This is a genomic window from Alteromonas australica, assembly GCF_000730385.1.
Taxonomy (GTDB): Bacteria; Pseudomonadota; Gammaproteobacteria; order Enterobacterales; family Alteromonadaceae; genus Alteromonas; species Alteromonas australica.
Genome location: NZ_CP008849.1, coordinates 2056774 through 2077445, shown reverse-complemented (window position 1 = coordinate 2077445; position 20672 = coordinate 2056774). Strand labels below are relative to the sequence as shown.

17 protein-coding genes are annotated in these 20672 nt (G+C 44.6%); 4 read left to right on the top strand and 13 right to left on the bottom strand.

The window, feature by feature from the left end:
• Positions 1-6: 6 nt before the first annotated feature.
• From EP13_RS09155 to EP13_RS09130, 6 genes are all read right to left on the bottom strand, one after another.
• Entirely contained in the window at positions 7-666 is a 660-nt protein-coding gene (locus EP13_RS09155) for an SDR family oxidoreductase (RefSeq protein WP_044057026.1), read from the bottom strand.
• Between the two features lie 56 nt (positions 667-722).
• Positions 723-1466, bottom strand: coding sequence for a 3-deoxy-manno-octulosonate cytidylyltransferase (kdsB, locus tag EP13_RS09150; RefSeq protein WP_044057025.1), 744 nt, complete (start codon positions 1464-1466; stop codon positions 723-725).
• Between the two features lie 5 nt (positions 1467-1471).
• On the bottom strand, positions 1472-1666 hold the full coding sequence (locus tag EP13_RS09145) for a Trm112 family protein (RefSeq protein ID WP_044057024.1): 195 nt from the start codon (positions 1664-1666) through the stop codon (positions 1472-1474).
• Between the two features lie 25 nt (positions 1667-1691).
• Positions 1692-2693 carry a tetraacyldisaccharide 4'-kinase gene (lpxK, locus tag EP13_RS09140; protein ID WP_044057023.1) on the bottom strand — a complete coding sequence of 334 codons (1002 nt, stop codon included), beginning with the start codon at positions 2691-2693 and terminating at the stop codon, positions 1692-1694.
• On the bottom strand, positions 2693-4438 hold the full coding sequence (gene msbA / locus EP13_RS09135) for a lipid A export permease/ATP-binding protein MsbA (RefSeq protein WP_044057022.1): 1746 nt from the start codon (positions 4436-4438) through the stop codon (positions 2693-2695). Before msbA ends, lpxK begins: the two co-directional genes overlap by 1 nt.
• 68 nt (positions 4439-4506) lie before the next feature.
• Entirely contained in the window at positions 4507-6963 is a 2457-nt protein-coding gene (locus EP13_RS09130; RefSeq protein WP_231497941.1) for a DNA internalization-related competence protein ComEC/Rec2, read from the bottom strand.
• 68 nt (positions 6964-7031) lie between these two features.
• On the opposite strand from EP13_RS09130, the gene EP13_RS09125 reads away from it, so the two are divergent.
• Entirely contained in the window at positions 7032-7565 is a 534-nt protein-coding gene (locus EP13_RS09125; RefSeq protein ID WP_044057021.1) for a DUF2062 domain-containing protein, read from the top strand.
• Between the two features lie 78 nt (positions 7566-7643).
• On the opposite strand, the gene ligA is transcribed toward EP13_RS09125, so the two are convergent.
• The 3 genes from ligA to smc form a co-directional block, all read right to left on the bottom strand.
• Entirely contained in the window at positions 7644-9677 is a 2034-nt protein-coding gene (gene ligA / locus EP13_RS09120; protein ID WP_044057020.1) for an NAD-dependent DNA ligase LigA, read from the bottom strand.
• 142 nt (positions 9678-9819) lie between these two features.
• Positions 9820-11151, bottom strand: a complete 1332-nt coding sequence (gene zipA / locus EP13_RS09115) for a cell division protein ZipA (protein ID WP_044057019.1) — start codon at positions 11149-11151, stop codon at positions 9820-9822.
• A gap of 20 nt (positions 11152-11171) precedes the next feature.
• Entirely contained in the window at positions 11172-14648 is a 3477-nt protein-coding gene (smc, locus tag EP13_RS09110) for a chromosome segregation protein SMC (RefSeq protein ID WP_044057018.1), read from the bottom strand.
• A 296-nt stretch (positions 14649-14944) separates the two neighbouring features.
• Between smc and cysZ the strand changes: the two genes are divergently transcribed.
• Positions 14945-15691: a sulfate transporter CysZ gene (gene cysZ, locus EP13_RS09105; RefSeq protein WP_044057017.1), complete on the top strand. Its 747-nt coding sequence runs from the start codon at positions 14945-14947 to the stop codon at positions 15689-15691.
• Between the two features lie 4 nt (positions 15692-15695).
• Here the strand turns inward: cysZ and EP13_RS09100 are convergent, their stop codons facing one another.
• Both EP13_RS09100 and nlpI read right to left on the bottom strand, forming a co-directional pair.
• Positions 15696-17225, bottom strand: coding sequence for an SEL1-like repeat protein (locus EP13_RS09100; protein ID WP_052364344.1), 1530 nt, complete (start codon positions 17223-17225; stop codon positions 15696-15698).
• A 14-nt stretch (positions 17226-17239) separates the two neighbouring features.
• The gene (nlpI, locus tag EP13_RS09095; RefSeq protein ID WP_044058865.1) at positions 17240-18133 is read right to left on the bottom strand and encodes a lipoprotein NlpI; all 894 of its coding nucleotides are present in this window, start codon (positions 18131-18133) and stop codon (positions 17240-17242) included.
• Between the two features lie 133 nt (positions 18134-18266).
• On the opposite strand from nlpI, the gene cdd reads away from it, so the two are divergent.
• Positions 18267-18674, top strand: coding sequence for a cytidine deaminase (cdd, locus tag EP13_RS09090; protein WP_044057016.1), 408 nt, complete (start codon positions 18267-18269; stop codon positions 18672-18674).
• A gap of 69 nt (positions 18675-18743) precedes the next feature.
• Here cdd and EP13_RS19370 read toward each other — a convergent pair whose 3' ends face one another.
• Together EP13_RS19370 and EP13_RS09085 are read right to left on the bottom strand one after the other, a co-directional pair.
• Positions 18744-18878, bottom strand: a complete 135-nt coding sequence (locus tag EP13_RS19370) for a hypothetical protein (RefSeq protein WP_269746493.1) — start codon at positions 18876-18878, stop codon at positions 18744-18746.
• Between the two features lie 120 nt (positions 18879-18998).
• A complete protein-coding gene (locus EP13_RS09085) occupies positions 18999-19511 on the bottom strand; it encodes a hypothetical protein (protein ID WP_044057015.1) in 513 nt (170 codons plus the stop codon).
• A gap of 445 nt (positions 19512-19956) precedes the next feature.
• On the opposite strand from EP13_RS09085, the gene EP13_RS09080 reads away from it, so the two are divergent.
• A complete protein-coding gene (locus EP13_RS09080) occupies positions 19957-20613 on the top strand; it encodes a class I SAM-dependent methyltransferase (RefSeq protein WP_044057014.1) in 657 nt (218 codons plus the stop codon).
• Positions 20614-20672: the final 59 nt, after the last annotated feature.

The window sequence follows — 20672 nt, the reverse complement described above, 5'->3', positions numbered from 1 at the left end:
CGCTTGTTACCAAGGTATTTTTTCGCCGTTAGCATGGAAAAACTGCCCGGTATTATTTAACGCAAGTTCAGCTATTCTCTCGTACAGTTGACCCGCTGCCGTATCAGCATCTATATCGCCGTTACCGTTCACCATTTCTGTTTGTACAAAACCGGGGTGAAACAAACCCACCGCAATCCCTTTAGGCTTTAAATCTTGAGCGAGAGACACGCCTGCGGCATTCAGCGCAGCTTTGGACATACGATAACCGTAATATCCCCCTGAACTGTTGTCTTCCATGGAGCCCATGCGGCTCGTTATAAGCGCAATCTTACCGTCGGAAGAAAGCGAAGGCAGTAAAGCCTGTGTGACTAGCAATGGGCCAAGCGCGTTAACCCTGAATTGATAATCTATAGTGTGAGGGTCCCAATCGCCTAGCCCCTCTTTGCCCAATACGCCGGCATTGTTAATTAACAAATCGATAGAGACATTGGCTAAAGGCGCAAGCGCGTCAGGTAAAAATTCTGGCTTTGAAACATCCACGCCTTTCACAACCGTGGCACCCGATACGTTTAAGTCGTCACAACTATTTCGGCATGTTGCATAAACATGATGCCCTTGTGAAACGTAGTGTTTAACCAGCGCTAAACCTATACCTCTATTTCCACCTGTGATGACCACGTTCATAAAGACCTCCTTTTACTTGGAAACAAACACTGGAAGCGGCCCTTTTAAATCAAGGCTTACCCTTTTAACAAACGGGCGAGATCGTCCGGCGTATCCACCCCCACAGGTGGCGGCGCTTTCGCAACATCGCAATGGATTTTATCGCCGTACCATAGTGCCCGTAGTTGCTCTAGTGATTCAATATGCTCTAATGCGCTTGGGGCATAACTTACGTAACGTTGCACATAATTAGCCCGGTACGCATAAATGCCTATATGGCGAAAATACAATGTTGGATCAGCATCACTTGGGTTAGCCATCATACGATTGCGTTCAAATGGAATAGCCGCACGGGAAAAGTAAATCGCTTCGTTATGTGTATTGACTAACACTTTCACCACATTAGGATTAAGAACGTCTTCTGTGTTTGAAATAGGCGTTGAAAGTGTGGCCATTTCACATTGCTTTGCTACCGCCAAGTTTGACGCAACTTGCTGAATATTCTGCGCGGGTATAAAAGGCTCATCGCCTTGCACGTTCACCACAATACTGTCACCGCTGATGTGTTCTTTTTCTAATACTTCAGCAATTCGCTCGGTGCCGGATTGATGGGTGCTTGCCGTCATGCATACAGTGGCAAATGAACGCGCCACCTCTTGAATGCGAGCATCGTCAGTGGCAACAATAACCTTACTGGCCCCCGCTTCATGGGCTCTGTCTACCACGTGCTGTATCATAGGTTTACCTTGAATATCTGCCAAAGGTTTACCTGGAAAACGTGTGGAGCCGTAACGTGCAGGAATGACAACTGTAAAAGACATATGCACTACCTAGTTTCGTCAACTTCATCAAGCGTGAGTGCAGTGGCATGACTCTCTATTAACACAGGGATACCGTCTTTAATGTCAAACGCTAACCGGTCGAAGCGACACACCAATTGTGTATTATTGTCTGCCAGTACCAGTTTTCCCTTACACACAGGGCAAGCCAATACTTCTAAGAGTCTTTTATCAAAAGCCATTGTTGTATTCCTAAATCATTCATCTTTAAGTGCGGTGAGCCGTGTTTAATTTGTTCTCGATAAGCGTAAACACGGCGTCATCTATTTTTGCCGTAACCGGTAAGAACCAGCAATCATCATGCGCAAAGCCAGCCACTTTCACTGCGTCCTTTTCTGTCATTAATACAGTTCCCGAAGGAATATCCTCTGGTGAGAATTGATAATGATCGGGATAGGGACAGGTTTTATCAAGGTGAACCCCTAACCCGGTTAGTTGAGAAAAGAACCGTTCAGGTGCACCAATGCCTGCTAAGGCAGTAACGCGCTTTCCTTGAAAGTATGTTAACTCAGTTCTCTTTACGTTATTTTTTACCGATGTTGGTAGTTCAGCCTTTAACGCCATCATGAACTGGGGTGTCGTACCACTCGCTAGGTGAGGTTGAGTGTTATTCTGTCGATTATGTATAATGGCATCTACGGTTGCTAGTCGCCAGCGCCCTTCTCTTAATGGCCCCATAGGCATTAAAAAGCCACTGCCAATTAGCCGTTCGTCCATGACAACCAATTCTATATCGCGAGCTAACGCATAGTGCTGTAAGCCGTCGTCACAAATAATGATATCGCAGTGCAACTCATCGCAGAGAAACCGAGCTCCGCGTGCTCTTAGCGGGTCAACCACCACAGGTACTCCTGAACGAATTGCCAGCAATCGTGGCTCATCACCCACTTCCTCTGGGCTATCGGTTTCTAAAACTTGCCTTGGGTAAGTGTCTGACTTGCCACCATAGCCTCGGCTCAATATACCAACACGTTTGCCTTTATGGGAAAAATATTGCGCTAGCGCCAGTACCACCGGGGTCTTTCCATTTCCCCCTACAGAAATATTACCCACAATAATAACGCTAGCGTTAACACGGGTGCTTTGCTTAATGCCAAAGCGGTAAGCTAACCGGCGAATATGCGAAACACTCCAAAACAGCAACACTAGAGGGCTTAACAACCAAACCCACCACGCCCCTTTATGCCATTGCCTCACAAGTGTTTCCACTAGTGGTCACCAAATTGAAGCGCATGAAGTTGTGCATAATGACCACCTTTCTCAAGTAATTCATCATGCTTGCCGCTTTCAATAATACGTCCTTGTTCAACCACCATGATCACATCAGCATTTTCTATTGTTGAAAGCCTATGGGCCACTACAATACTGGTACATTTTTGCTGTAGCGTTTCTAATGCGTCTTGAATCAAACGTTCTGACTCTGTGTCCAATGCAGAGGTGGCTTCATCTAAAATTAAAATGGGTGCGTCAGCCAGTATAGCCCGTGCAATCGCAATTCGTTGGCGCTGTCCGCCCGATAACATTAAGCCGTTTTCGCCAATGACGGTATCTAAACCATCAGGAAGGTTGTCTAAAAATTCTTCCACATGGGCCATTTTAACGGCATGCTCAATTTGCTCGCGGCTAACGGTCTCTTTTGCACCATAAGCAATGTTGTTCGCAATAGAGTCGTTAAACAGGGTGACATTTTGCGAAACCACTGCAAATTGCGCCCGTAACGACTTTAAATCAATAGTTTCTAGAGATTTATCGTCCAGTTTTACCTGGCCCTGTTGGGGTGAGTAAAAGCGAGTAAGCAAAGAGGATATTGTGGATTTACCACTCCCCGAGCGTCCTACCAAAGCAATAGACTGACCTGGTTCGGCTTTAAATGACACTTTCGTTAACGCTGGTGTATGTTTGCCTGGATAAGTAAAGGTAACATTATCAAACTCTATTTTTCCCTTGGCTCTCTCTAATTTTAAGCCACCGCTGTCGGCCTCATCGCTACGATCTAAAATATCAAAAATGCTCGAACACGCCGCCATGCCTTTTTGAAATTCATTATTTATGGTAGTGAGCTGTTTAAGTGGCTTTAATAACATCACCATACAAAACACCACGTTAATGAATACGCCAGCGGTTAACTTTTCTAGCATGCCCGGCGTACTGGCAATGTATAACACTACCGCCAGAGCAATAGAGGCAATAACTTGAATAGACGACACACTAAGAATCTGTGTCACTGCCAGTTTCATGGTTTGTTGGCGATTATGGTTGTTTTTCTGGGCAAAACGTTTTTGTTCTATTTTTTGGCCACCGAACATAATCACCACTTTGTGACCTTTAACCGCTTGCTCTACTGCGGACGTGAGGTTCCCCATTGATTGCTGTATGTTTTTACTTACCACTCTAAAGCGCTTACTAACTACTGACACAATCACGGCCACTAAGGGGCCTATCAAAAGAAATATCAATGACAATTGCCACGAGTAATAAAACATGACCGCAAGTAATCCAATTACAAGCGCGCCTTCGCGTACCAAGGTGAGTAATGCTTTGCCGGACGCATTCGCTACTTGCTCAGTATCGTAGGTAACCTTACTAATTAAGCTGCCAACAGCTTGGGTATCGTGAAATGATACGGGCAGATGAATGTACTTACTAAACAATTGCTGACGCATGCGCATCACGACTTGAGAACCAATCCAAGTTAACGTGAATGTACCTAAAAAGTTGAACAAACCGCGAATAATAAACAAAGGGACAATAGCGAACGCGGCAAGTCTCAAATATTCATGATCGTTATTCCCCAACGACTCATCAATCATGGGCTGTAACTGCGCAAACACAAAGGTATCTACGGCAGAATAGCCAATCATCCCTACAATGGCGGCGAAAAAAGGAAGTTTAAAATCACGCAAATAGCGTAAAAAACGCTTAACCTGTGAAGCGGATGTATCGGTTTGCTGCATCAGTTAATGTGAACCTGTTTGGAATTAAAGTTATACCCTACCATTGTACTCGCTTCTTGCTTTTTTCCCTAATCTTGCAGGTACCTAGGTGGTTTATTAACCATGAACCAACGTTTTGTTGAACCTGATCGTGTAGGCTCTACTATGATGCCCTTTGATGAAAATTCAAGGCGTATATAGCCAAATTCACTCGTGGTGAATTGACGGGCACCAAATGCTTCATAACGTTGATATACTTTTTTGGAAGGAAACTGCCACCGGTTCTCATACCCTTGCGTGTAAATGACATACTGGGGGGATACTGATGTTATAAACGCCTGTGTGGACGACGTTTTACTGCCATGGTGAGGGGCAATTAACACATTTGCTGAAGGTAATTGTGTTGTTTTAATCAACGCATACTCTGCTTCACGTTCGATATCGCCAGGTAATAATATCCGATAATGGCCGTCAGAAATTGAAACCACACACGAAGTATTATTGCTGTTAACGTGATTCCCCGCTCGCGGCCAGTGGAAGCTTACGATAAGCCCTTGCCATTCAAACGCCTCGCCCTGAGTACAGCCATTGAGTGGGCTAAACCACTGCGTAGGACCTGATTGAGCACGGGGCAGCGCTTTATTTGTCATCGTTTGGCTTAACCATGTCGACAGCGCATCAACACCGCCAGCATGATCTGTATCACTATGACTCACTACAACGAAGTCGACATCATTCGCATTAATTTGTGCGAGATATTGCGGTATTACACTTTCAGCAATGGGCGCTTTACCCTGATAAACAGGGCCGGTGTCTATTATGCCTGCTCTATGGCCACGTGTGAGCGCAATGGCAGTTCCCTGCCCTGCATCAAAAACATGAACGTACCAGCGTGTTGGATTGTAAGGGGTGCTGATTGCGAAAATAAAAGGGAAAAGGCACAACAAAATGCCACGCTTTTGGCCATAAAAGGTAGGCAAGATGGCAATGATCAACGCGAAACACAGTGCCATCATAACTTGAGGTTCAAAAGACACTAAAAATGCACTGTGAGGCCAATCTGACAGGAACCGCAAAAACCTAAGTAGCTGGCTAAATGCATCATCAAGAAGCCACATTCCCTGCATTGCCCACCCCGCTGCGCGGGGTAGCAAGGTGTCACAGCAAGCAGTGATGATAAACAGCGCTATGGCAATGGGCAGCAAAAGGCTGATTAAGGGCACCAACACCAAGTTAGCGACAATTCCCGTCAAACTCGCTTGGCCAAACCAAAGTAGTGTGATGGGTACCATGAAGATGGAAAGTGCAACTTGAAGCACAATGATTGAGTAATACCAAGGCAGTTGAAATAGTTGAAATCGCCAGTTTAATAAAATAATTATAAACACAGCACCTATGCTGAGATAAAAACTGGCATGCAGCCAAGATAAAGGAAATAGAACGACACAGAAGAACAACATAAACACCAAAAGCGCTGAAGGCGTTGTTGCTAATCGACTCCATACCATCGCACACCCTATCACAAGCATGCTAAACGCCCTCACGACGGGCAACGACAGTCCACTCACATAGGCATATAGCAATGTGGCTAACACCACCAAGCATAAGTTCGCATCCCGCGTGTTACTTAACACAATGCGCTGGCCAAAAAGCGGCACAACTAACAGAAACAGGGCACGAGTCATTAACAGTACAGCCCCTGCAATTATGCCCAAATGCATACCTGATATGCTAAATACATGCGCTGTGCCTGTACGCTGAATTAACATCCAGTCTTCGTTAGACAGGGCCTGCTTGTTACCTAATAATAGTGCTTGGAACCAGGCATTATTGACAAGCGCTAAATCACTGAGGCTTTCGCTTAAATAGAAACGCAGACCATGGTGATGGCTAATGCGGTTTTCGGTAAATGCCTGCTTAGCATTCGTTTTAATATAGCCCGTGGCAACAATGTGTTGACTCGTTAAATACCTTTGCTGAGAAAAACCCACTGGGTTGGCATTTCCGTAGGCCGGTTTAATTCGTGCTGTGAAGGTGACTTTATCGTTCGTGTGTACGCACAACTGGGGATCTAACGCATACAAACGCATGTCTACACTAGCATTAAGTTTAAGCGAGTCTATTCGACTTACCCTTAACGTTAATACTGGCTTCTTTTGCCCATCGCCGCTTAATTCTTCATCACTTTTAACACTATTTAAACAGCCCCCTGCGACCACTTGTCCGAAAAGTGTGACATCTTGTTGAATTTTGTCTTCTGGGAGTTGCCAAGACAGGTAGGAATACCCTACACTCGCCACCCATAGTGTTCCTGCTAGCGCGCCACTCATCGCGAAACTTAAGGTAGCGCAATGTTCGCTATATAAATGCCCCCTTACGTTAAAAGTGGGTGCCTTTCGTGTCATTACATAGCCAAACGCAGCAAAAATAATTGCAGCAATGCCTATTCCAAATTGGATTGGATATGAAGGAAGTGCGGGCCAAAGCACACTAGTTATTGCGCAAGTGCAAAAACTGCCACACCAAATTGTGATACGATTAGCCATTAGTCTACGTAAGCAATAGTGGTACATGGCTAAACTAGCCATCTGGTTTACGGTAACGAACGAATTTTATGCCTAAAAAATTTATTAGACGATTTCTTCCTGACCATCAAACGGTCAAGAAAAACAAAGCACTACGTATCTTTGGAAGTGTGTTACACGAACCAAATTTATGGCACTTAAACCGACGTTCCGCTGCGGGTGCATTCGGTATAGGGTTGTTTTTTGCTTTTTGGCCGGTACCCTTTCAAATGTGGCTGTCTGCTGGCATGGCGATTCCATTTAGAGCGAACTTGCCTTTATCTGTGGCTACCGTTTGGATTACAAACCCGTTTACTATGCCGCCCATATTCTACGGGGCTTATAAAGTAGGCACTACTGTACTTGGGACCAAGCCTGAGCATTTTGAATTTCAATTTAGCTGGCAATGGGTGGTAGAAAGTTTAACCACAATTGGCCCGGCTTTTCTTGTAGGCTGTGCCATCTGTTCTGTTATATTTAGTGTGGCAGGATACTTAAGCCTCAATTGGATTTGGCGTTTACAAGTTAAAAAAGCTTGGGAAAAGCGTAAGCAGGCCAGAGCAAACAAAACCCAACAAGCTTAAACGTTGAATACAAAAAAAGGGCGATACTTATGCGTATCGCCCTTTTTTATTTTTCTTAGCACCTTGGGCTATTTAGCCTCAGTGGCGCTCTAGAAACGCAACCAATGCTTCTTCATCCCAAACGTCCACACCTAAGTCCTGTGCTTTAGTCAGTTTAGAACCCGCTTTTTCGCCTGCAACTAAGAAATCCGTATTTTTTGATACAGATCCCGCAACTTTGGCACCTAATGCTTGTAATGCTGATTTTGCGTCGGAACGCCCCATCGTGCTTAGTGTGCCCGTAATCACGCAGGTTTTACCCTCCAATGGTAAAGTTACACCTTCCTCTTTCGCCTCTATTTCTGGCCAGTTAATGCCAACAGACAACAAAGCATCAATAACATCGGTATTGTGACTTTCGTTAAAGAAATTGACTATATGCGCAGCGACGATTTCTCCCACATCTTGAACCGCGATAAGGTCATCAATGCTTGCCTGCCTAATGCTTTCTAACGTACGAAAGTGCAAGGCTAAATTGGACGCTGTGGCTTCACCAACTTCACGAATACCTAGCGCGTAAAGAAACTTAGCCAATGTGGTACGTTTAGACGCTTCCAGTGAATCAAGAAGTTTAGACGCCGATTTTTCAGCCATGCGCTCTAAACCTATTAGCTTTGGAAGCGAAAGCGTAAAGAAGTCTGCCGGGCTGTGTACTAAATTCGCATCCACTAATTGATCGACAAGTTTGTCGCCCAAGCCGTCAATATCAAACGCTTTTCTAGAAGCGAAGTGTTTGAGTGCTTGTTTACGTTGTGCCGCACAAATAAGCCCCCCTGTACAACGCGCTACCGCTTCATCTTCAAGTTTTTCAACATTTGAATCACACACCGGGCACTGCGTAGGAAACTCGATGGGCTTCACGTTACTCTGGCGTTTAGCTTCAACCACAGAAACGACTTGCGGTATAACATCCCCAGCTCGCCTAATAACCACGTAGTCGCCAACTTTCACACCTAGACGCTCAATTTCATCTTGGTTATGAAGCGTGGCATTAGATACGGTTACGCCACCGACAAATACCGGCTCTAACCGCGCAACGGGCGTAATAGCCCCTGTCCGCCCTACCTGAAATTCTACATCAATTAACTGAGTAACCTCTTCTTGCGCTGGAAACTTTTGTGCAATAGCCCAGCGAGGCGCTCTAGCAACGAAACCAAGGGTGTTTTGCAGCTGAATATCATCCACTTTGAATACAACGCCATCGATATCGTAAGGAAGGGCATCACGTTTCTCTAAAATGTGTTGGTAATAGGCTAAGCAGCCCTTTCCCCCTTGAGCTGTGGTAATATCTGGGCACAGCGGCACGCCCCAAGAAGCAAGGGTATTTAAGCGTTCACTATGCTGTTCGGGCAATTCGAATTCACTTGGGGTTACAACTCCTAAGGAATAGGCATAGAACATAAGAGGTCGTTTTGCCGTTATTTTGGAATCTAACTGGCGCAAACTGCCCGCTGCCGCATTACGAGGGTTTGCAAATACCTTTCCTCCGCTTTTTCGCTGATTTTCATTCAGTGTTTTAAAACCGTTTTTAGGCATAAACACTTCACCGCGTACTTCAACGCGCTGTGGCCAATTTTTACCCCTTAACGATAACGGGACATTGGCGATGGTGCGTACATTAGCGGTAATATTCTCACCTACTTGCCCGTCACCGCGGGTAGCTGCACGCACTAACTGACCGTCTTCGTAAAGAATACTCACCGCTAAACCATCTAACTTAGGTTCACAGCTAAAAGCCAGCGTGACTGATTGTTTAAGTCGGTCTAGAATTCGCTTTTCAAAGGCCAACAATGACGCTTCATCAAACGCGTTATCTAGCGACAGCATTGGCACATCGTGAGTCACTTGCTCAAACGCGGTTAGCGCTTGACCGCCCACTTTTTGGCTGGGTGAATTAACGCTTTGAAACTCAGGGTGCGCTTGCTCTAACGCCATCAACTCCTGCATTTCCCGGTCGTACTCTGCGTCCGGTACGGTGGGCGCATCTTTAACGTAATATTGATAATTATATTCAGCGAGTCGAGCACGAAGTTCGTCTATGCGTTGCTTCACTTGTAGATCGGTTTCAGACATGGTTATAGCACGTACCTTGATTGATAAATTAGCAGCAAGGCTGCTGATGATATTCGCCTGTCGGCAATAAACTTTAACTAACACAAAAGAAGGGCCTGATTGTGGTCAGGCCCTTCTTTATTATATTACATTTACGCCGGTTTTAGTGGCGAGAAATAATACGCTTGCGTTCAAATTCGCGAATTTTTTCAACGTATTGCTGCAAGCCTTGCTTTGTTAACACACTGCGCCTGCCATCAAGTACTTGGGCGTTAAATTCGTCAGCCAATTTGCGTGCAGCGTTGTGCATCATATTGAATACCTGATGCGGGTCGCCTTCAATCGGTAAAATCATAAACAAAGACACACCTTGCGTGGAAAACGTCTCAAGATTATCAATGTCAAAAATTCCAGGCTTAAACATATTCGCTAAACTAAACAGAACAGGCCCTTTTCCATTTGCGTTCACGTGCCGATGAAAAATATCTTGATCGCCGAATTTAAAGCCTAATGTAAGCAGCATGGGTAACAGCGCAGCGCCACTAATGTGATCATCATCCTGTGCACGCACATTTAGCACTAAAACTTCCTGTTCTTGCCCACTGCTAGCGCTTTGGTTCGACTGGGTTTTTGCAGTATCCTGAGCTTGTTGCGCCGTCGCCTCTTTATCAAAATCAATGCGTATTTGATCGTCTCCAATAGAAGGTTCTTGGCGGCGTTTCATTGTGGACTTTTGACGCTTGGGCTTCACAAGTTTCTTTGCTTGATCACCGAAACTTGGTGATTTTATGGATTCTCTGGCTGGCGGAGCATCGGTATCAGAGTGTGATGATGGCTCCGGTTGCTGTTGTGCATCTAGGCTAAACGTGTCAACAGACGGAGACGTGGGTTCTTCAGCCGCAGGTTGTCTGGCTTGTTCGTTATCTTCCTCGTCCTTTAGTAAAAAACCAGGCGGTTCTGGAAACGCCTGCGCATTATCGGAAGTAGGCTCCCCTTGAACACGGCTGCCCGATTGCATGTGGGGCTTTGGATTGGAAACCACTGAACCGTATAATTTGGGCTTCTCAGGTTCTGGTGTACTGGGTTCTGTTTGCTTTTGCGTGGGCGACGACGCTGACTTACTTACCTCACCTGACGTGCTTTCATCATGGGAAAGAGTGCTTGCTGCGTCATCCTCGCTTTCCATTGTATCCTGCAATGGTGATGAAAGTTCACGCTCGTCTGTGTAAGGTTCAGTCTGATTTTCATCCTTCGATGAAGGTGAAACCACTCTTACCTGCCCAATACCTAACTCATCAAATTCTGGTTCTTCACGACTCGCGTAGTCTTGCACAGGGTCTTGATCGTCATGCTCGTCGCTCCATTGCCGGGGCTCCTGTCTTGGCTTCCCTTCTAATTTACTATTTTTGCGAATTTTCCAAATACCATGTGCAAGTACGGCTACGATAAAACACGTACCGGCAATAAGTAGTGATAGACGTAATTCATCTTCCATTTTAGCTTCGTCGCCCTTTGTTATGCTTCTGCGAAAGCCATAGCTTCGTCAACATCAACCGCCACCATTCTAGATACGCCAGGTTCAGCCATGGTAACCCCGGTGAGGTGACTTGCCATTTCCATCGCAATCTTATTGTGGGTGATATATATAAATTGTACGGTTTGAGACATTTCTGAGACCAAGTTACAAAAACGCCCCACGTTTGCATCATCTAACGGTGCATCGACTTCATCCAACAAACAAAACGGCGCTGGATTAAGCCTAAAAATTGCAAATACCAATGATAAAGCGGTTAACGCTTTTTCTCCACCGCTTAAAAGGTGAATCGTACTATTTTTCTTGCCCGGGGGGCGCGCCATAATAGTAACACCGGTTTCTAATAAATCATCGTCAGTTAATGCTAAATAGGCCGAGCCCCCGCCAAAGACTTTTGGGAATAAGGTTTTCAAATCACGATTAACTTGCTCGAACGTGGTAGAAAACCGCACACGCGTTTCTTTATCTATCTTGCGTATAGCACTTTGTAATGTTTCTAACGCCTCTGACAAATCTTCGTGCTGAGTGTCTAAGTGCTGTTTACGCTGAGATTGCGCTTCATATTCTTCCACCGCCGCTAAATTGACTGCGCCTAAACGTGAAAGCGCGGCCTGATTTTTATCTAATTCCTGTTGCCATTGCGTTTCATCAGCATTATCAGGTAAGGTTTCAAGCACCTCCTTGAGCGATAACTTCACCTCGTCCAACTGCTCTAACAGCGTCGTCACTCTTACGCGATAGCCTTCAATGTCAACACTCAGTTTGTCAATGTCACTTTGTCGTTCCTGCATTTCTTTCGCCAGCGCTTGATGGCCTTTTTCTGCATCAGCAAGCAGGGCTTCTACACTTTCCTGCTTGGCAGTAAGCGTCTGCTTTTCATTTTCCAACGCTTCTCTTTTCGACAACAGCTTTTGTAACTCTTGGTCTTGCTCAGCTTTAGGTGCGTGTAAATTGCGCTGCTCTGTTTGCAGGTTTTTAATACGTTTTTCATACGTATGCCATTGTTGATTGTTACGCGTAACCTGTTCTTGATAGAGTTTTTGGTGGTTCTCAAGCTGTTGCATTTTTAATGCAAGTTCATGTTTTTCCTGCGTTAACTGTTCAACACTTGCCCGCAACGCCGCCACTTTTTGTTCAACTGATTCCCGCTCTCTCTGTACATCCTCTACCCGTACTTCATGCTCAAGTATTTGCGCTTCGGCTATGGCTAATCGTTCAGACAAAGACGCCAGTTGAGTCTCTTCTTTTTCCAACATTGCTTGATGTTTGTCTAGTTCACTTCGAAGTTTAGCCTCACGCGCTTCATCCTGTGCTAATTGCATAGTAATAAGTGAACGTTCGTTTACCACATTAGACAAAACACTTTTCGACGCCTGCCATACGTTTTCACAATCAACTTTATGCTCTTCCGCGTCCTTCACACAATCACTGGCGACGACTATGCGCTCGTTAATGATTGACTCAGTATTTTCTAACTCGCTTAACTGCGCTTGTAACCCTGTTATTTTATGCGCCCGTTTAAGTACGCCATCGTTATCCGTTTCCTGACGGGTAGTCGGTATGCTTATCCAGTCTACCCCACACCAAAGCCCCGACATTGACAGTGCGCTTTGATGCGTTTTTAGTTCTCTGCGGGCGCCTAATGCCGCCTCATCTGTGTCGTAAAGGTATATATCATTAAAGGCCTCAGGCACATATTTAGAGCTTATTGCCGCTGCCAATGTGCCAGCTGCTTTTTTCTTGGTAAATTCACTTTGCAAAAAAACTGGCACATCTTGTGGCAGGTTATCTTGATTGAGTAGCTTGGTGGGGCAAGATAAGTCGCTAATGTAGGGTTGCTGCCATCGTCGTAATACCGTTTCAGTACATTTGGTTAATGCTTCTGGTACAGCTAAGTATTGCCACAACATCGACAACTGTGGGTTAATCTCATTATTGGTATTTGTCGCATCTTCTTGCAGGGTTTGTAATGCAGAAATTGATGAACTCAGCGTTTGGCATTGTTCACGTATGTGCCGCCATTCCTGCTCTCTTTCTTTTAGCTTTTGCTGGTTCTCTGACAGTGCCTGTTTCGCTTGAAGGTACGCATCTTCTGCGTTAGCTACTTTTTCTTCCGCTTCCTCTTGCTTCAAGTCGAGCACGGACAGTTTAGTGTGCAAATCACTTTGCCCTAATTGAGTAAGCTCTTCGTTTAGCTCACTGATCCTCTGGGAAGTACGCAGTTGCATACCCATGGTGGATTGCACCTGGCTATGGCAGCTTTGTACCTCTTGCTTAATACGATGGTAAGTTTCTTCGTGTTCACGTGCACTACGATTAAAAACGCGAAGTTCATTTTCAGCATCTTCGAATTGTTCTTTCGCTTGGTATAACGCTTCCTCTTTGACTTCTTGAAGCGGCAGCAATGCTTCCAGCGACAGCGTGGATTGTTCTAGTGCGGTTTCAGCTTCTGCTTTTGAAGAAATAAGAAGCTGCTTTTGTTGGTTTAGCTCAGTTAGCTCATGGCTAATTTGCGATAATCGCTGTTGGGCATGGAGGGTGTTTTGCTCTATACGTGTAATGGCAGTGGCGGTTGTAAATAAGGCTTCTTGATTTGCCTCAAGCGCTGATTTCAACTCACTTTGCTGTGTTTTGTAGGTGAGCATACCTGCTTCATCACCTTCGCGCTTAGACGTTAACGCTTCTAGTTGCTTTTTAATATTCGCTTGTTGCGACTCAAGGCGTTCAATATGCTCACTGTTCTTTAAAAAACGAAGGGCTGTTAGTTCGCCTTTTAAACGGCGAACATTTCCTCGAAGGCTTTTGTAACGGGTGGCTGCTGCCGCTTGCCGTTGTAGTTTTTCAAGTTGTTGCGCCAACTCATCGCGCACATCATTTAAGCGGTCTAAATTGTCTTGCGTGTGTCTTATTCGGTTTTCAGTTTCTCTTCGCCTTTCCTTATACTTAGAAATGCCTGCGGCTTCTTCAATAAAAACGCGAAGTTCTTGTGGTTTTGACTCTATTAACCGAGAGATCATGCCTTGTTCAATAATGGCATACGAACGAGGACCTAGCCCTGTGCCTAAAAATAAATCGGTCACATCCCGCTTTCTACATTTTACACCGTTAAGAAAATAGGTGGATTGAGCATCGCGAGTCACTAACCGTTTTACCGAAAGCTCGTTGTAAGAGGCGTACTCGCCCCCTATTCGCCCCGCGCTATTATCAAACACGAGCTCGACGCTGCATTGCCCCACGGGCTTTCTCGCTGATGAGCCGTTAAAAATAACGTCTGTCATGGCATCGCCACGCAGGTTTTTCGCCGAGCTTTCACCCAGCACCCAACGAACCGCGTCGATGACGTTAGACTTGCCGCAGCCATTAGGCCCCACTACCGCGGTCATGTCTCCGGGAAAAGGGATTGAGGTGGGATCAACAAAGGATTTAAAGCCAGCTAGTTTGATTTTCTTTAGACGCACGAGACCACCTTGCGAACAAACGCACAAAATAGCAGTCGAATCGGTACAATAAAGTTGTTCATACTAAGGCGATAAACAAGCGTAAGTGCCTGTATTATTAGCGTGGCTGTCATGTTATTTTTATTTGTTTATCGACTTTAGCAAATCTAACAGCTTGTAACAATTACCATTTCAGGCAATGTGTTAGCACGGGTATACTGCCATTAAAATAGCGATGGCAATGTAGCCAAAGGTTTTAGCGTTATACTATTTTTATGCTTAAGAAACGTGCACGTATTTAATCATCAGGAGCGGCAATGCAATCCCACAGTGGTGTACACTATTTTTTCGAAGGTTTTTCTCTTATTAAAACCAAGGGACTAAAACGCTTTGTTTTTGTGCCTTTGGCTATTAACCTCGTGTTATTTTCCGTGGCATTTTATTTTTTATTTGGCCAAATTGAATTTGCCATTGCTTACACCATCAACCTTGTCCCTGAATGGCTTGGCTGGATAAAGACAGCGATTAGTTTCTTCTTGTGGCCTTTAGCCGTTATTAGTGTCTTGCTCATCTTTGCGCTCATTTTTGGCACGTTAGCCAATTGGATTGCTGCGCCGTTTAATGGTGTGCTTTCTGAAAAACTTGAGCGCCACCTAACAGGTCAAGATCTTGGTGACGAGGGTATCATGTCACTTATCAAAGATATTCCACGAACCCTGGGCCGTGAGTTCACAAAGCTTGCTTGGTATATACCTCGGGCGCTAGGATTTCTACTCCTGTTTATTTTTGTACCTGTATTTGGCCAATTGTTATGGTTTTTGTTTTCCGCTTGGATGATGGCTATTCAATATTGTGATTACCCTTACGATAACCACAAAGTGGGTTTTAAGCGGATGCAATCCCATTTATCTGCCCATAAAGGCAAAGCGCTTTCCTTTGGTATTATGGTGAATGTGTTTTCACTGATACCCGTGGTGAATTTTATTGTCATGCCAGTGGCAATATGTGGCGCTACATCAATGTGGGTTGGGGTGTTAAAGCGAGAAGCCTTAAGCGAATATTAATGGTTCATTCACTCACGGGTTCACTTAATTCATGCAAAACAGAAGCGCGACTTTCGTATTCAGCTAACCAGTACCCTGCACGCTCTGCGCGGCCACTTTGATGGAAGGCTTGAAAAAGGTTCATTGAGATAGGCCGCTGTGTATCAGGGTTATGCAATTGTTGGCGCCACAACGTTAAATATAACGGTGGAATAACACCCACGTCGTGATGTTCCATAAAGGTAATGCGGTGACTCGGCTTGTAGGCCTTTATGCCTGACGCGTCACAAGTGCGAGCTGATGCTATAGTCAGCGTTGTATGAGCAGCGTTTACGGCCTCATGCCATTGGTTCACGGTGGCCATGGGATGGTAAGTTATTGCCCCTTCAATCACTAAGTTTGGCACCGAAAAATCTGATATCTTTTCGGGGTGACAGTAACGCTGAGCAGAAGATTTTGGTAAAGGGTATTCATCTATAAAACCCGCAAAATGCGCTAACTCGTGCACAAATACCGAATAGTCATCACTCATATCGAGAAACATAACCCCATTTTGGACATTGGCTTTCCCCTGCTCGGCAACAACCACCGCGTGGGTGAGCGTACGTTTGGTTACCGCAGGCCCTAATGGCTTAATATTACAGCCAAGTCGGTTATTGCCCTGGTACTGGGCGTGGCAATCTAATTGGTTGTTTTCAAGCCAGATTGGCGGTGCAATACACAAAGGTAAAGCCTGTAAACGCAGGTCTTGTTCAAATTGCTCGTATAAGGCATTTGCCCGAGAAATTGTTGATAACGAAGTGGCAAAAATTTGGATTCGTTGTAAGCAGGTTTTATCTGTAGGCCATGTATACTCACCCACACTATTAGCCGCTTTAGGTGAATACTGTGATAACAACATGATGACTTCGGCTGCTTTTGTATGCCCTGCATCAGCAGCCTGCTGAAAGTATTTCCGTGCCTCTTCTCTTAGATTTTCATCCCACAAGAGTCGACCATACTTAAACGCGCTTTGCATATCTAGGCTGGCGGTTTTTTCAAGCCAAGGACGGGCAAGTTCTAGCTTCCCTTGTAACAGATACCAGTCAGCCAACGCAGATTGCGCCGGAAGATAATTTAATTTTGCCGCACGTAAAAGCCATTTTTCACGTTTATTGGGGTTATCTGTGTCCATAGCGAAGGCAAGTTGAGCTTCTGGCACATTTCCAATAGCGGCCAACGCCATTAACTCTGCGTTAGATTCTGCTTCCCCAATAAGTTGATACAATGCCCATGCAGCTTCCGCATTTTCCAGCGACACTAGCTTCTTTAACCAGTACACGCTCCCATGTTCTGTCGCCCATGCGACCATCATAGATTGCGCTTTTTGATTGCCAGATTTGGCAGCGTACCACAGTGAAGAATAGAGAGATTGAAGGTAGGTACTGTTGGCGGACGCAATTTCTTTGTTCGCCGGGTAAACCTGCACTACATTATAAACAAGTTGAGAAGGATAACGTCCGGAATCACCAGCTACCAACAGAAGTGCCAACACGGCGAGTAGTAACCCTCTCATATTACTGTGCGAACTTACTCAGAAACGCTGGCAGTACGTTGGCGTAAACGATTTAATTCAAGACGTGCATAACGGTGTTCTACGTAATCGAACACATTGGTGCTGAGTGCTAATTTGAAGTAATTCGAAGCAATACCACGGTTATCGTGTTGCATATGATACTTGCCTAAATAGAAATATGCTTCACACAAACGGTCGGTTAACCCACGTTGACTTTTAACCCCATCGAGCAACGAATTTAACACGTCATTTTCGTTTTTAGTGCCTAAAAACATATCGGCAAGCGCGGTTGCCCAGTGGGCATTGTCTAATTCTGGACGAATAGAGGCCAAAAACTGTACGCCCTGTTCTGGTGACACCGCGTAGTGGGCGAAATACGCCCACAACGCTCTAAATGGATCGGAGTTATCTTCCTGGGCAAATTTCTCTAAATCAGCAACCGCGAGTTCTGAGCGACCGCCATAGTACAGAGCAATGCCTCTATTAAGGAATGCATAGTGATAATCAGGGTTAATATCTAGCGTTGAATCAAACGCATCGTACGCTTGAATAAAGTCATTTTGTTGGACAAAATGAATCCCTAAGGAATTGTAAGCTTCTGCTAAGTCAGGCTTAAGGCTAATAGCTTGATTGTAATCGAATTGCGCCAAGCCGCCTAACCCAACACTATCGTAAAGCATGCCCCGTTGAAAATGCAGTTCTGCTTTATCTTCATTGGATAGCGCCGAACTCATAAGTATTTGATTATACCGTGCGATAGCCATTTCCGAGCGAGGATTTACAGGGGCCGGTTCTGCGAGCAGCAAATTCCCCATTTCGGATTTTTGGGCGACAACAGGTGTTTGAGCACAACCGCTCAAAATAACAACACCCAGTAAAAAAAAGATGAGACTAACGTTTCGGTGCATGGTAAAAAGCATACTTCAAGTAAGAAAAACACAATCCGCTAGAGAAAAATGCGATGTCAGCGGCGTATATGTCGCAACCTTCTCGCATTTAATATAAAAAGTAAAGACTAATAGCGGTGATAAGCAGGTAGCTATGACAAATAACAAGATAAAATTACTTATTGAAAAGGCCTACAGTGCCCAACAACATTCTCACTCCCCTTATTCTCGTTTTAAGGTAGGCGCTGCCCTAGAATCAGACAGCGGCGATATTTTTTCCGGCTGTAACGTAGAAAGCGCCGCATTTCCCCTCGGCCAATGCGCGGAAGCAACCGCCATTGGCAATATGGTTACCCACGGTGGCAAACGCATTTCCCATATCGTAATAGCAAGCCCCAACGACGAGTTTTGTTTTCCCTGTGGAGGATGTAGACAAAAAATTGCAGAATTTGCGCCGGACGAGACACCCGTCACTATGGTGACGAAATCGGGCGCAACCCACGACACCACCATAGGTGAGTTGTTACCCAATGCTTTTCGTGCCCATGATTTAGGCAAGTAATTAAGCTGCGTTTTCGCCGAAAGCGTCAAAGCATGTGCTGGCTACCAGAGGGTCAGCTAGCACGTGTTATTAGGGTTCTTTGTTATCGCTATTCTTTTGACTCTCTTGCTTTTTATTCAGCTTTGCGGCAGCCACAAAGGCAATAAAAAATAGCGCAAAAATGACGACGCCTACCCAGACTAGAATGTTAATTAAAAAGTCCATTATTTGCTCTTTATTATGTATTTTCGTGACTAGACTAGCATTTTTATGAGGCGGGAAAAATGAAAGTGCCTTGCTACTTTCAACACAAGGCACAGGCTTGCTTTTAGGTACTGGTGTAGCCTAGCCGTGATTACCGTTAATACGCTTAGACCCCTCTTGAACACAGGCTTTAAAATTACCCATGCTAATTTCCTTGGCATGTAATTCTATACCGCCAGCATTTTTGTACGTGGTATAATCTTTGTTGGGCATTGCTGTTGCCACGTACCAGGCGTTTCCGTCAATGCTGTCTGAGCATGGGCCCGGAAAGGTGAGTGTCCAAGTAGAACGAAGAAAGCATTTTTTTGCTGTTTGAATATAAGTATCTTCGGTTTTTACCGTATCGTCTTTTGAACCATATATTTGGGTTACAGTGACTTCTGTAGCCGGCCCATCAATACCACCACTATGTTTATTAATAAAGTAGTTCCAGTTGCCATTGAGCCCACTATTTTCCGCAATAAAACTATCACATTTGGTGATACCATATTCATGGAATGAGTTTAGTAAGAGTTGAGTATCGTCCGCTGATGCAATGGAAGAGAATAACGTGCCTGTGGTAACAAGCGCTGCTGCTATGGTTTTTATTTTCATCTTCTGCTCCATAAATTTGAGATGAATTGTTGTTATTAAATACTGGCTTTGTTAAAAATTAAGGCAAGTAATGAAGCAGTAGGTATCCGTGGTTCTTTCATTAAAAAATGAATAGATATATCGGTAAGCGAGTACCTGAATCCCTAGCAAAAAGCGCTTCCTTGCCGTCTGTTTGCCGCCAACTATCTAGTTGATCATGGTTCGAAAAAATAACGAAAAATAAAGTATTGCCTTTTTTTCAAACGCTTATGCAGCAAAACCCGCCCATAATATAAAATCCACAGTCAAAATTAAAGTGCACTTTTTTGTGATTCTCGCCAAATTTCATCCAATATAAGAAAAACGAAATATATTGCTTTTATCGAAAATAACTATAATCTGTTGTTTTTTCGTTTCGTCATTTATCTATGGTAGTTGGCTGAGCGCTCATTTTTGAGGCAGCCAAATGGCAACCCTACGTTTAAGTTATCAAACCATTGAGTTTGGTAAGATAGATATCCACCTGTGTACGCTTCGCAATAAACAAGAGTTTCACGACCCTGAAGGTACTGCAGAAGCGCTTGGCATTTCCTCAGCCACCTGGCCTATTTTCGGCATTTTATGGCCTTCCAGCCTAGTATTAGCCCACTTTGTTAGTAATTACGATATTGGCACTAAACGTGTTTTAGAGATTGGTTGTGGTACCGCATTGAGTAGCTTACTGCTTAATAAACAGCACGTAGACATAACCGCGACCGACTACCACCCTGAAGTAGAAACCTTTTTAAATAGAAATTCTCTGCTTAATGGGGATACCGTTATCCCGTTTGAGCGAACCGGTTGGGCCGATAACAATGACAGCTTAGGCTATTTCGATTTAATTATCGGCAGTGACCTACTGTACGAAGATGAACACATCGAATTGCTATCCGATTTCATTCAGGCACATTCGAATCCAACATGTGAAGTGATTATTGTTGACCCTGGCCGCGGAAGAAAAAACAAGCTTGCCAAAAAAATGCTTGAAAACGGATATGCTTCGTCTTTTTTTAAACCTGATAAAATTGAATGCTTAAAAAGTGACTTTAAAGGCCATATCCTTCAATTTGTGCGTAAAGGCTAACGCTGAAAGCGACAATAAGAGAGAATTACCTATATTGCCCCACGTTCTTCGTGTCGGCT